The sequence below is a fragment of the Georgenia sp. Marseille-Q6866 genome (assembly GCF_965111665.1).
The window spans coordinates 1-11,955 of record NZ_CBCOOR010000027.1; the positions used below are offsets into that span (position 1 = coordinate 1).

Below are 11,955 nucleotides of genomic sequence, written 5' to 3' on the forward strand. Positions count from 1 at the left end.
CGCCGCCCCCGGTCACGAGCTTCCCGTCCTGCCCGACGGCGGACCCGAGGGCTGGTACAGCCGCTGGACCGGGATCGACCCGGAGATCCGCGGCTCGGTGCGCAACTACACCGTCCGCGCCGCGCGCGCCCTGGCCCCGGGGGCGGCTGGGAGCTCGCCATCGCCTTCGTCCCCCACACCCACCCCGCCCCCGGGGCCGGCCCCGCCGTGGCGGCGCTCGTCCTGGCCACGGTGATGGGGTGCAGCAGCGCGGGCGACGGCGGGGTCGACGGTCCGGCCCCGCCCGGTACCGGCGCTGCGTTCGCTGTGAGCTCCGTCGACGTCGCCATCGCGCCCGCCGACGAGTTCCCGGTCAACCTCGTCTTCGTCGCGGGCGAGGACGACCCGATCTGGGACCGTCTCGCCGGTGTCGCAGTCGTGGACGGACCGCAGTTCGGGTCGGGTGACTTCATAGTCGAGAAGGGGTCCGTCGTCGACGGTGGCGTCATCGGCAACCTCACGTTCTCCCTCGACGCCGGAAGCACGGGCGTGGCCTTCGAGGAGATCGAGCTCTTCGTGTCGGACCTGGAGGAGCCGATCGTCGTCGACGTGGGGGCGTGGAGCATCGAGCCGAACGACGCCGACGGCGCCGGTGTCACCGCCACCGGCGACTTCCCCCTGACAGCCGACATCTGCGGACCGTTCTCGGCGACCTTCCGCAACGACACCGCTGAGACGATCACGGCCGCCACGGCCACGGTCGACGCGCCCGGCGCGTCCGTCTCCACGGCACCGATCCCCGCAGCCGTCGCTCCGGGCGACGAGTTCACGCTCGACCTCGAGCTCGCGTGCGACGCGTCCGCGGAGTTCTACATCGTCTCCCCGACAGTCACCTACGAGACGGCACAGGGACAACACGCCAGCCGCCTCGACCCGATGACGATCGGCCTCACCGCGATCTCGGCGGACACCGTCGAGCGGATAGTCGCCCGCTCAGCCCGCTGATCGCGTGGACTGCTCCCGTGACAGACCCGGGGTACCGGGGCCTCAGCGGGAGCAGTCCCCGGATCATTGCTGTCGGAAGCCGTCGCCGCCGGTCAGCCCATCAGTGGCGACCTGTCCCGGCGCGGCACTTCGCGGTACCCTCGATCTCTGCGGCTCAGCCTGCGTCCTCCTCCCACATGCGGGTGTCCATATCCAGATCACCGACGAGGGCAGCGACGTCTGTCCCACTGGGAGAGAAGAGGCCACCATGGCAAGCCACCCCCACGACTCTCAACCTGCAACAGGCAGCGTCACGCTCATCGCGTCACCGGACCGCGTCCGACTCATCCTCAGCGGCGAGCTCGACATGCTCATGAAGCCCGAGCTGCTCGACGCCGTCCACGAGGCCGTGCTGCACGACGTCCCGGTCGAGGTCGACGTCCGTGACGTCACGTTCATGGACTCCTCGGTTCTCGCCGCCCTGAGCCGGCTCATCCAGGGCTCCAGCCAGCGACCGACCTTCATCAGCCCGCCCCCCGTGGTGCGCTTCCTCCTCGACGTCACCCGCATCGGCGAGCTCATCGACATCGTGGGCACGGACGGGGAGCCCCTCAAGCCCACCATGGCCGAGCAGAGCTCGCCGGCCCCGCCCCTGCGCGACCGCGCGCTCGGCGACTGACGACACCGGGGCCAGATGGCCCCACCACACTGAGGCGAACGGCAGACATGCCGTTCGCCACTTGCGTTCCTGCAGACGCCCGCCCTACCGGGCCGGCGTGATGGCGCGCGCGAGAGCCCCCATGGCGTCCGGAAGCACGCGGTAGTAGGCCCACCGCCCCCGCTGCTCGCGCACGACGAGGCCGGCGTCGGCCAGCCTCTTCATGTGGTGGGACACGGTCGGCTGGCTCAGCCCGACCGGCTCGGTGAGGTCACAGATGCACGCCTCACCGTCCGGAGCCGCCGCGATGAGCGAGAGCAGCCGCACCCGCGTGGGGTCGGCGAGCGCCTTGAACACGTCGGCCAGGTCCTGCGCCTCCCGCTCGCCGAGCGCAGCGGTCAGCATCGGACTGCAGCAGGCCACGGGCGTCGGCGGTGTCGGCATGGACCGATCTTCGCACATGTATTGACATCGGTCGATACCTCCGCCATCGTCATCCCATCGAATACCGTCGATGGGAGCAGGCCATGGTCGAGAACGAGCTGCGTGAGCAGGTGCGCCGGCGCTACGCCGCGGCCGCCACCCAGGCACGGGCAGGGGCCAGCAACGAGCAGGTGCTCGACGGGACAACCGACTCCAGCTGCTGCGGCGCTTCGGACACCCCCGTGGACGTCACCTTCGGCGCGGGGCTGTACGACTCGCGCGACGCCGTCGACCTCCCGGTCTCGGCCGTGGCGGCCAGCCTCGGCTGCGGCAACCCCACCGCCGTCGCCGCCCTCTCCCCCGGCGAGCGCGTGCTCGACCTCGGGTCCGGCGGCGGGATCGACGTCCTCCTCTCCGCCCGGCGCGTGGGACCCACCGGGTTCGCCTACGGCGTCGACATGACCGAGGAGATGCTCGAGCTTGCCCGCGCGAACGCGGCTGCGGCCGGCGTGAGCAACGTCGAGTTCCTCCTGGGCACCATCGAGGATGTGCCGCTGCCTGACGCGGCCGTCGACGTCGTCATCTCCAACTGCGTCATCAACCTCTCCACCGACAAGGCGGCGGTGCTGACGGAGATGTTCCGCGTTCTGACTCCCGGCGGCCGGGTAGGGGTCTCCGACGTCGTCGCGGAGGATCACCTCACGGCCGCGGAGCGCGCCGAGCGCGGTTCCCACGCCGGCTGCATCGCCGGTGCCCTGAGCCGCGCGGAGTACCTCGAGGGGATGACGGCCGCCGGGTTCACCGACATCGTCGTCGAGTACACCCACGAGGTGGCGCCCGAGATGCACGGCGCGATCGTCCGCGCGACCAAGCCCCGCGCCTGAACCACACGGAGACACGATGACCGCCCCCACCGTCCTGTTCGTCTGCGTCCACAACGCCGGCCGCTCCCAGATGGCGGCGGGCTACCTCACCGCCCTCGCCGGGGACCGCGTCACCGTCACCTCCGCCGGCTCGATGCCCGCCGACCGGATCAACCCGGTGGCCGTCGAGGCGATGGCCGAGGAGGGCATCGACATCACGGCGAACCAGCCCACCCGGCTCAGCGACACCGCCGTCCGCGAGGCCGACGTCGTCATCACCATGGGCTGCGGCGACGCCTGCCCGTACTACCCCGGCAAGCGCTACGAAGACTGGGTGCTGGACGACCCCGCGGGGCAGGGCCTCGACGCCGTGCGGCCCATCCGCGACGAGATCCGCGCCCGCGTGGAGGCGCTCGCCGCGGAGCTCGTGCCCGACGCCTCTGACGGGTCCGCACTCTGATCTACCGCGACGCTCCCGGCACCGGGTCACTCGATGCCGGAGGCGGTGCTCGTGCCCACGCTGGGATCGCTGTCTGTGCCGCCGTCTCCGGGAACTACTCCGCCCTCGTCGGCGGTTCGACGCTACTCGCGCTCCTTAATGACAGCCGGACGGCTCGCGCCGATCAGACGGCAAGTCTGCGGACCGGGCTTTAGATCCAGGAGAAGTGCAGTGAGCGTCGCACCCACCGGTGGCCGGTACGGCTGGGATGCTTGGCCCCATGATCACCTCTACTGAAGCCGCCGACGCTGGAATCACCATCGCCGAAGGCGCCTTCGAAGCCGGCGCATTCTTCCTCCTCGCCACGGTTGGGTGCTACGTCATCAGCGGCGTCTACGCCCGCGGTTCCAGCGATGTGGCCGGTGGCCGAGCTCGCGGATTCCGCGGCCTCGCTGAAGTCCTCGCCGTCTGTGCCGCGCTTGCCATGGCGCTTTCCGCCGGCGCGACGCTCTACTGGTAGGCAACGGGCGACTGGGATACGCCTGTCCGACTTCCCCAGCACCGCGAATCGTCGGGACTCGCGGAACCTCCCGCGTACGAGTGAGGAACCTCAGGAGCGGTGGTGATGGCGATGGAACGAAGCAAGCTTAGTGAACCGGCTTACACGAGGCTGCTCGGCCAGACTCTGCGCACTGAACTCTATCCGGATCTCTCCGCCGCCGTCCCGGACGGGTTGGTGGCGACCTTGCCGACCTTGCGCAGCCGACTGGCCTACCCGTTGGACGAGTGGCGGATGAATGGGCGTGTGCACTCCGACATTCTCACCGGCGATGCAACGGACAACATCAAAGCGCTTTTTGAGCTGAAGTCGACCACTGCGTACGCGAACATGCTCGGCCGCTCTTCTTACCGCACCCTTGTCCAGGCTGACGAAGGCAGCCCCGACCTCGATCCCATCGCCGCAAAGATCATTAGCCACTACCTGGACGACACCGACCCGGCGCTCGACGAGATTCACCACGAGTCAGACTGCATCACGCTCACCGGGCTATGCCCAGACCGAATGCGCGCCCGACTTCACCCCCAGGGCTGGCACTACCCCGCCGTCCCGCAGGCTGATGTCTACCGCTCTACCCGGGGCTACCTTCCCGCCCCGGAGCGGCTCCGCCGTGACTCAATCGCCGATCTCGACTACGTCTTCGTCGCCCCCAACGAGAGGTCAGTCGAAGAGTTCTTCCTCGACACCGTCTGCCGGCCTAATGAGGAGTGGCAGGTGGTCTATCTCGCCGATGCACTGCCCGTCTGGCGATCCCACCGCGGACATCTGGGGACCGCGCAAGAAGAGGTCATGCTCGCCGAGTTGATCGACGAGACGGATCGGTTCCTCGTGTGACCGCTGCGGTCGCTAGCGTAACCGACGCACCCGACGCACCGACTCTCGGTATCGGACGTACTCCCTCTGCGTTGTCTCGGCCGCCCGCCCCGCCGCCCGATCTGGCCGGAAAGATCGCCGCTGTCCTGCTGGGTATATGAACAACGGCGCGGGTAAGCAGCCACTGCGGTGTCCGAATGTCCGAAGAGCCCGCAAAGGGGAGCGCAGTGGAGTCCGGTATGCCAGCACGCTCCCCCTCACCGGGCCCGGACGAGCGTGTCATTCCAGCCCCGGACAACCGTGGGGCGCGTGGACGCCCGTGGGTGCACTCCGTGAATAGGTCAAAGCCACTCTCATGAATCGACGGTGACCGTCTCCTTGCCGTCCTCCACCGCGTACGCCCCGGACGCGAAGGGCACCGGTCGCAGGGCGCGGTAGACCGCGCCGCCGTCGAGCACCTCGGTCTCGACGACGTCGAAGCCGCTCGCGGCCGCACCGTCGTGGAAGAGCCGCTTGCCGGTGCCGAGCACCACCGGGAACTCGATGACCCGAAACTCGTCGACGAGCCCCTCGTTGTGCAGCATCTGGATCAGCTGCCACGACCCGTGAATCTGCAGCTCCTCCCCCGGACGCTCCTTGAGGGCGCGGACCGAGGCGGCGACGTCGTCGGCAATGATGCTGGCCGTGTTGTCCCACACCGGCGTGGTGAGCGTGCTGGACACGACGTGCTTGGCGCAGCCGTTGAGCTTGCCGACGACGGCGTCGGCAGGGTCGGTCACCCGTGGCCAGTAGCCGGCCATGATCTCGTAGGTGCGGCGTCCGAAGAGCAGTTCGCTGGTCCGCTCGAACCAGGCGTCGACGACGCGGCCGAAGCCCTCGCCGGCCAGTGGGACCACCCAGCCGCCGCGGTCGAAGCCGCCGCTGATGTCCTCCTTCGGGCCGCCGGGGCCCTGCATGACGCCGTCCATGGAGACGAAGGTGTGAACGGTGAGCCTCATGCCTGAAGTCCTTTCGTGCCGCGATGTCATGGCTACCGACCTGGCACGACGGCAAGACTCATCGGCCGCGCGCGCAGTGTGTCCGAACTCGCACGGCGCGGGCCGTTCGACCCGTCATTTGGAGTGCCGACCGCGCGTATATATGGGGTAACCCCCCACTCTCCCCGGAGCCCACCGTGACCGCAGCACCCGTCCTCCACCAGCCCCACCTCGCCACCCAGAACCACGCCGAGCGCCTGCTCTCGGCCCTGCACCGCGACGACGTCGCACGCCACCTCCTCGGCGAGCAGGCCGCCCCCACGCCGCGCCAGGTCGCGAGCACGCTGCGTGCGCTCGCCGACTTCCCGCTGTGCCTCCGCATCCTCCCGCAGAGCACTCGTCGGCACCGCGCCGGCGACAAGGTCAGCGGGCTCGCGCTCTACCTGGAGGGCTTCGCCGACCACCTGGCCCACCACGAGGTGCGTACGCCCTACGACCCCCGCTACTGGATCCTCGGCGAGCCGGTCACCCTCCGGCTGCTGCGGCTGGTCTCGGCGGGCACGGCCCTCGACGGCGCCCGCCCGACCGCGGAGCAGAGCGCCGCGACCCTCCTCGCGCTGTCCGACACGCAGGCCCTGGAGCTGCCGCGCCGCATGGTGGAGGTCGCCGGTGACGGTGACCTGCCGTGGAACGGGGCGACCGGCATCGGCCAGTTCTTCCGGGAGCTTGCTGACCTCGACGGCTGAGGCCTGGGGCGGGCGATGCGACGTCGTCGTCGCCTGTGCCGCTTGTCTGCACCGAAGTGGGCGACACGCCGCGTGACACGCCGACGATGCCAAGGCTGGTGCCTTGACGCCGCCGACTTCCGATCAGATCAGAGACACGCCGCGACGGCGCGGACCGGCAGGGGTGGTCCGCGCCGTCGGTCTGGGGTGCGTCAGGCGTTGGTGTTGCGGTCGGTGAGCTTGTCGCGCAGCCGGTCGATGAAGCCGACGCCGGGGCCGAGCGTCTTGTGGAAGAGCTCGGAGTGCGGGGCGCTGGGGTGCGGCCGGGTGGGCGCGGCCTTCATCGCGGCCTCGACCTTGCCCCGCAGCTCGACGAGCTCCTCCCTGGGGATGTGCTGGCGGAGCTTGGGGAACTGGTCGGTCTCCTCGTCGTTCGCGTGGTGCTTGAGCATCCCGTGCATCTCGCGGACCTCTTGGAGGAACCGGGGGTCGGCGGAGTCGAGGTCCTCCATGCGCTTCATGACGTCGACGAGCTCGTCGTGCTCCTTCTTGTCGTGCTCGACCTCCTCCTTGCCGTTCGGCACGTGCTTCTCGACCGCCGGGTAGACGTGCATCTCCTCGGCGACGGCGTGCCGCATCACCTCCGCGATGAGCGTGTCCGCGAGGTCGCGGCGCTCCTTCGGGTCGGCGGTGTCCTGGATCTCCTCGAGCAGCGCGATCATCAGCGCGTGGTCGTTGGTGAGGAAGTCGACGACGTCCTGCTCGGCGGTACCGGTGGTCTCGGACATGGGAGTGGCCCCCTTCTCGGTGTGCGTCCTTGCCTCCGCAGCGTAGGTCGGGGGCGGCGGGCGGGCATGTCGGGGCGCGACCGTCTGCAGGGCCGCGCCAGGCTTACTCGCGCTCGGCGAGCTCCCTGATCCACGGCTCAGTCTCGATGCCGGCCTTCTTGTTGTAAGCGACGCGAATACGCGCCGCCACCGCACGCTGGGAGTCGGTGACGGGGTCTGCCTTGCCACTCGCAACCCGAAGGTCCAGCCCGTTCATAGCGCGCCCCTTTGCCCGCTTGTCACTGGTCTGCGCCATGGCCTCCACCTCTTCCTGTCGCGTCCATTCTCGCTGGCCTCTGGACCGTCGTCCATCCCCCGGGACTCGGCGCCAAGGACAAGCGACGTCACCGTGCTGATCATCCTCGCTTCCGCCGTCGTCGCCTCGCCGACGAAGTTTGCGAGCACGCGGAGCCCCACGTCCCTATCCGCGCCCCGGTCGGAGATTGCCAGGTTGAGTGCCCACTCCACCCGGTGCCACCACTGCTGCCTCTCAGCTGCGCGCCGGGCGACACCCGCCGCCGTCTTGGCCGCAGCGAATGCCACGAGGGCACCACCAAGAGCGAACACGCCAGCAGCAGCCGGGCTGGTCCAGAAGGCACGCCAGAAGGGGTCATCGAGGACGAACGGCGGAAAGAAGCCGCGCAGTAGCGCTCCGATCGCGAGCGCCCCGATAGCTACGACCCCGAGTCTCCAGTGACGCCACCACCACGCTCTCACCGCTGAGCCTCCCTGCCGTGACCGATCGGTCCTGTCCAGCCTCTGGTCACGGTACTTAGGCTCGCCTGCCCGAACCGCAGGATCCGGTATCACTGTGGACGACCGCAGCATGGGCGGCGAACACCGCCCTGCCCGGAATACCGGCCCGCCCGCGGCGTTGACCCGGCCATGAAGAACATCGGCTTCCTGTCCTTCGGCCACTGGACGCCCTCGCCGCAGTCCGCGGTCCGTTCCGCCTCCGACGCGCTCTTGCAGTCGATCGACCTGGCGGTCGCCGCCGAGGAGCTCGGGGCCGACGGCGCGTACTTCCGCGTCCACCACTTTGCCCGCCAGCTGGCCTCGCCGTTCCCGCTCCTCGCCGCCGTCGGCGCCCGCACGAGCCGCATCGAGATCGGCACCGGCGTCATCGACATGCGCTACGAGAACCCGCTCTACATGGCCGAGGACGCCGGCGCCGCCGACCTCATCTCCGGCGGCCGACTGCAGCTCGGCATCAGCCGCGGCTCACCCGAGCAGGTCGTCCGCGGCTACGAGCACTTCGGTCACGTGCCCGACGACGGCACCTCCGACGCCGACATGGCCCGTTCGCACACGCTCCGGTTCCTCGAGGTGCTCGAGGGTGAGGGCTTCGCCGAGCCGAACCCCCGCCCGATGTTCCCCAACCCGCCCGGGCTCCTGGGCATCGAGCCGCACTCCCCCGGCCTGCGCCGTCGGGTCTGGTGGGGTGCCGGCTCGCGCGCCACCGCCGAGTGGACCGCGCAGCACGGGATGAACCTCATGAGCTCGACCCTGCTCACCGAGGACACCGGCGTGCCCTTCCACCAGCTCCAGGCCGAGCAGATCCAGCGCTACCGCGACGCGTGGGCGGCCGCCGGGCACGACTGGGAGCCGCGCGTGTCCGTGAGCCGCTCGATCTTCCCGCTCGTCAGCGACCTCGACCGCCAGCTCTTCTGGCGCGACACCCACTCCACCGACCAGGTGGGGCGCCTGGAGGGCGGGCTCGCGCGCTTCGGGAAGTCCTACGCCGGGGAGCCGGACGCGCTGGTCGAGGAGCTCGCCGCGGACGAGGCCATCGCCGCGGCGGACACGCTGCTCCTCACCGTGCCGAACCAGCTCGGGGTGGAGTACAACGCCCACGTCATCGAGAGCGTCCTCACCCACCTCGCGCCTGCGCTGGGGTGGCGGTGAGCACGGACGGCTTGGTCGCTGCGGCCTGGGAGGCGGAGGGGGCGCTGCTGACCCCTGCCGTGCGCGGCGACCGGGCGCGTCTCGAGTCGCTGCTCGGCCCCGACTTCACCGAGATCGGGCAGTCGGGGCGCCTGTGGACCCGCGGGGAGATCGTCACCGAGCTCGTCGGCGACTCCGCTCCCTTGCCGCCGGCGGTGCTCACCGAGCGGGCGGCGCAGCTCGTCGGTCGGGACACGGTGCTGCTCACCTACCGCCTCGAGCTCGACGGCGCGGTGAGCCGCCGCTCCTCGCTGTGGCGGCGGGACGACGACGGCGTGCGGTGCATGTTCCACCAGGGCACGCCTGTTCCTTCCTGACGCCGGCGGTCACCGCTCGGCGACGAGCAAACCGTAGGGGCGCGTGCCGGGGTCGGTACGCACCTGTGCGTCCACGACCGTAAGGCCCGCCTGTTCCACGCGGCGACTGAGCCCGTCGACGGACCAGAAGTACGCCGTCGTGATCGCGTGGTCGAAGGGCTCGTGGTCCGGCCCGACGAAGAAGCCGAGCGCGAGGCTGCCGCCGCGGCGTAGGCAGCGGGAGGACTCGGTGAGCGGGGCGTCGACCGCGCGCGGGTCGGTGTGGATGAGGGAGAACCAGACGAGGATCCCGCCGAGGCTGCCCTCCGGGACGCCGAGGTCCTCTGCCCGTCCGGCCCGGTAGCGCGCATCGGGGTAGCGGGTGCGGGCGTCGGCGAGGAAGGCCTCGACCGGCTCGACGCCCTCGATGTCGACGCCCTCGTGGTGGAGGAAGCTCGTCCACTGGCCGGGGCCGCAGCCGACGTCGAGGATCGGGCCGTCGACGCCGCGCGCCCAGGCGAGCAGGGCGTCCCGGTCACGCTGGCTCGCGTGCTCGATCGTCCCGACGGCGTTCGTGTAGTCGGCCGCACGGGCGGAGTACGCCTCGCGGACCTCGTCGAACCTCACGCGGTGCACCTTACGCACGCGCACTGTCCACCGGCCTCGGTGCCGGATGTCAGACCCTCCTGAGACGATGTGACCAGCAGCACATCGAGGGTGTGAGGGGGTGGGGACGGTGACCGGTGAGATGGTCGACGGCGCGGGTGGTCCCGCCTCCGGCCACGGGCCGGCCAGGGGGCTGGTGGCAACCGATGCGATGGGCGAGCTGGACACGATCCTGGAGTGCCTGACGCGGCTGGAGGCGATGAGCTGGCACGAGATGGACGGTCACCGCCTCCACAAGGCTTTCGAGCGGGGAGAGCAGATCGAGCGGCGGCTGGCCGGGGTCCGCTCGGCGCAGCTGGCCACGATCGAGGCCAACGGCTTGTGGGCGCTGGACGGTCAGCGGACCTTCGCCGCGTGGCTGCGGACCCAGACCGACGCCACCGCCTCGAGTGCTTCGCGGCAGGTGCGTCAGGCGCGGGCGCTGCGTGACCTGCTGCCGCTGACGCGGGCGGCCCTGGAGGCGGGCCGGGTCAGCGAGGAGCACGTGGGGGTGCTGGTGCGCCGGGCGACCGCGACCAACCGGCTGCGGGCCCAGCTGTCCGACGAGACGCTCGGGGAGGCGTTCCTCGTGGAGCAGGCCCAGCGGATGGATGCCGGGTCCTTCGCCAAGCTCGTGGAGACCTGGGCGATCGCCGCCGACCCCGAGGCCGCCGACCGGGCGTGGCGGGAGGACGGGGCCAAGGAGCAGCTGACGCTCTCGCGCACGTTGGACGGCTACCACCTCAACGGGTGGCTCGACGAGCTGTCCGGGCAGAGCGTGGACACCGCGCTACGCGCGCACATGGGTCGCAAGGCCAAGGACGATGAGCGCACCCCGGCCCAGCGGCGGGCGGCGGCGCTCACCTCGTTGGCGCGGCAGGCGCTGGATGCCGGGGAGCAGGGCAAGGGCGCCCGCATCCGCCCCCACGTCACCGTCACCGCCGACATCGAGACCCTGCGCGCGCTGGCCGCGGCCACCGGCTCGCCTCAGCCGCCGACCACCTCGGGTGGGCGGGAGCACGAGCCGGGCGGTGAGCCCGGCTTCTGGGAGGACGCCACCTTCACCGCACCCGCCGGCCCCCGCGACCCAGGACGCTCACAGGGCGACCTGTTCACTCTCTCGCCCGAGGCCAAGGCCTGGATGGAGACCTGGCAGCCGGGCGACACCCACGTCATCTCCGCGGCCATCGACCCGAAGGCGATGATCGGGGTGCAGCCGGCCACCCTGGAGGACGGCACCCCCATCCCACCCGCGATGCTCGCCCGCCTGGTGTGCGAGTCGGCGCTGTCCCGGGTGGTGTTCGGGCCCGAGTCGACGGTGCTGGACGTGGGGCGGGAGCAGCGGATCTTCCCCGCCCACATGGTCCGGGCCATCACCGCCCGCGACAAGAGGTGCCAGTACCCCGACTGCGACGAACCACCCGGCGTCGGGGAGATCCACCACTCCATCCAGTGGTACCGCGACGGCGGGGCCACCTGCGTGGAGCACGGCATCCTGCTGTGCTGGCACCACCACGACTGGGTCCACGCCTACGGCATCACCATCGTCCGAGCCGCAGGCCGCTGGTACTTCTACACCCGCCACGGCCAGCTCATCACCGCCAAGCACGAACAGACCTAGAGACCCCAGGGGACAGGTCTGCCCACATCCCCGGGCACGGCGGCGCGGGCCCGTCCCCCTGGCTCGCTAGCCTCGCACCGCGCGACCTCTCCGGGCATGGGTGTACGCCGCGGTGCTCGCCGCGTACTGGATGTGCGGGAACCGCGGTTCACGGCGCTCCCGCGCCCGGACATGCCAGTGCCGGGAGCCGACCGCGCGTGCG

General features: G+C 70.7%; 16 protein-coding genes and 1 pseudogene. 11 read left to right on the forward strand and 6 right to left on the reverse strand.

Translation table 11 applies throughout. The features are described from left to right. The 3 genes and pseudogenes from ACWPXV_RS16190 to ACWPXV_RS16200 form a co-directional block, all read left to right on the forward strand. Positions 1 to 235: pseudogene (locus tag ACWPXV_RS16190) on the forward strand (hypothetical protein); the annotation flags it as partial. 71 nt (positions 236 to 306) lie between these two features. Continuing rightward, a complete protein-coding gene (locus ACWPXV_RS16195) occupies positions 307 to 984 on the forward strand; it encodes a hypothetical protein (RefSeq protein WP_454086182.1) in 678 nt (225 codons plus the stop codon). Positions 985 to 1,231: 247 nt separating this feature from the next. Continuing rightward, on the forward strand, positions 1,232 to 1,642 hold the full coding sequence (locus tag ACWPXV_RS16200) for an STAS domain-containing protein (RefSeq protein WP_454086183.1): 411 nt from the start codon (positions 1,232 to 1,234) through the stop codon (positions 1,640 to 1,642). Positions 1,643 to 1,726: 84 nt separating this feature from the next. Here ACWPXV_RS16200 and ACWPXV_RS16205 read toward each other — a convergent pair whose 3' ends face one another. Then, positions 1,727 to 2,083: an ArsR/SmtB family transcription factor gene (locus ACWPXV_RS16205; protein ID WP_454086184.1), complete on the reverse strand. Its 357-nt coding sequence runs from the start codon at positions 2,081 to 2,083 to the stop codon at positions 1,727 to 1,729. Between the two features lie 65 nt (positions 2,084 to 2,148). Between ACWPXV_RS16205 and arsM the strand changes: the two genes are divergently transcribed. The 4 genes from arsM (at position 2,149) to ACWPXV_RS16225 (ending at position 4,739) form a co-directional block, all read left to right on the forward strand. Next, the gene (arsM, locus tag ACWPXV_RS16210; protein ID WP_454086185.1) at positions 2,149 to 2,928 is read left to right on the forward strand and encodes an arsenite methyltransferase; all 780 of its coding nucleotides are present in this window, start codon (positions 2,149 to 2,151) and stop codon (positions 2,926 to 2,928) included. Between the two features lie 16 nt (positions 2,929 to 2,944). After that, positions 2,945 to 3,367, forward strand: coding sequence for an arsenate reductase ArsC (locus tag ACWPXV_RS16215; RefSeq protein ID WP_454086186.1), 423 nt, complete (start codon positions 2,945 to 2,947; stop codon positions 3,365 to 3,367). Between the two features lie 259 nt (positions 3,368 to 3,626). Continuing rightward, positions 3,627 to 3,866 carry a hypothetical protein gene (locus ACWPXV_RS16220; protein ID WP_454086187.1) on the forward strand — a complete coding sequence of 80 codons (240 nt, stop codon included), beginning with the start codon at positions 3,627 to 3,629 and terminating at the stop codon, positions 3,864 to 3,866. A gap of 111 nt (positions 3,867 to 3,977) precedes the next feature. Then, the gene (locus ACWPXV_RS16225) at positions 3,978 to 4,739 is read left to right on the forward strand and encodes a hypothetical protein (protein WP_454086188.1); all 762 of its coding nucleotides are present in this window, start codon (positions 3,978 to 3,980) and stop codon (positions 4,737 to 4,739) included. 332 nt (positions 4,740 to 5,071) lie between these two features. On the opposite strand, the gene ACWPXV_RS16230 is transcribed toward ACWPXV_RS16225, so the two are convergent. Further along, positions 5,072 to 5,716, reverse strand: coding sequence for a dihydrofolate reductase family protein (locus tag ACWPXV_RS16230; protein WP_454086189.1), 645 nt, complete (start codon positions 5,714 to 5,716; stop codon positions 5,072 to 5,074). 176 nt (positions 5,717 to 5,892) lie between these two features. On the opposite strand from ACWPXV_RS16230, the gene ACWPXV_RS16235 reads away from it, so the two are divergent. Continuing rightward, complete coding sequence (locus ACWPXV_RS16235; protein WP_454086190.1) at positions 5,893 to 6,441, forward strand: hypothetical protein; 549 nt, start codon at positions 5,893 to 5,895, stop codon at positions 6,439 to 6,441. 191 nt (positions 6,442 to 6,632) lie between these two features. Here the strand turns inward: ACWPXV_RS16235 and ACWPXV_RS16240 are convergent, their stop codons facing one another. From ACWPXV_RS16240 to ACWPXV_RS16250, 3 genes are all read right to left on the reverse strand, one after another. Beyond that, positions 6,633 to 7,208: a hemerythrin domain-containing protein gene (locus ACWPXV_RS16240; protein WP_454086191.1), complete on the reverse strand. Its 576-nt coding sequence runs from the start codon at positions 7,206 to 7,208 to the stop codon at positions 6,633 to 6,635. A gap of 103 nt (positions 7,209 to 7,311) precedes the next feature. Further along, positions 7,312 to 7,464, reverse strand: a complete 153-nt coding sequence (locus ACWPXV_RS16245) for a hypothetical protein (RefSeq protein ID WP_454086192.1) — start codon at positions 7,462 to 7,464, stop codon at positions 7,312 to 7,314. Then, the gene (locus tag ACWPXV_RS16250) at positions 7,461 to 7,964 is read right to left on the reverse strand and encodes a hypothetical protein (protein ID WP_454086193.1); all 504 of its coding nucleotides are present in this window, start codon (positions 7,962 to 7,964) and stop codon (positions 7,461 to 7,463) included. Before ACWPXV_RS16250 ends, ACWPXV_RS16245 begins: the two co-directional genes overlap by 4 nt. Positions 7,965 to 8,132: 168 nt before the next feature. Between ACWPXV_RS16250 and ACWPXV_RS16255 the strand changes: the two genes are divergently transcribed. Both ACWPXV_RS16255 and ACWPXV_RS16260 read left to right on the forward strand, forming a co-directional pair. Further along, the gene (locus tag ACWPXV_RS16255; protein ID WP_454086194.1) at positions 8,133 to 9,152 is read left to right on the forward strand and encodes an LLM class flavin-dependent oxidoreductase; all 1,020 of its coding nucleotides are present in this window, start codon (positions 8,133 to 8,135) and stop codon (positions 9,150 to 9,152) included. After that, the gene (locus tag ACWPXV_RS16260; protein WP_454086195.1) at positions 9,149 to 9,508 is read left to right on the forward strand and encodes a nuclear transport factor 2 family protein; all 360 of its coding nucleotides are present in this window, start codon (positions 9,149 to 9,151) and stop codon (positions 9,506 to 9,508) included. The genes ACWPXV_RS16255 and ACWPXV_RS16260 overlap by 4 nt, the downstream gene beginning before the upstream one ends. A gap of 9 nt (positions 9,509 to 9,517) precedes the next feature. Here ACWPXV_RS16260 and ACWPXV_RS16265 read toward each other — a convergent pair whose 3' ends face one another. After that, positions 9,518 to 10,114, reverse strand: a complete 597-nt coding sequence (locus tag ACWPXV_RS16265; protein WP_454086196.1) for a class I SAM-dependent methyltransferase — start codon at positions 10,112 to 10,114, stop codon at positions 9,518 to 9,520. A 109-nt stretch (positions 10,115 to 10,223) separates the two neighbouring features. Between ACWPXV_RS16265 and ACWPXV_RS16270 the strand changes: the two genes are divergently transcribed. Beyond that, a complete protein-coding gene (locus ACWPXV_RS16270) occupies positions 10,224 to 11,753 on the forward strand; it encodes a DUF222 domain-containing protein (RefSeq protein ID WP_454086197.1) in 1,530 nt (509 codons plus the stop codon). The last annotated feature ends 202 nt before the right edge of the window (positions 11,754 to 11,955 follow it).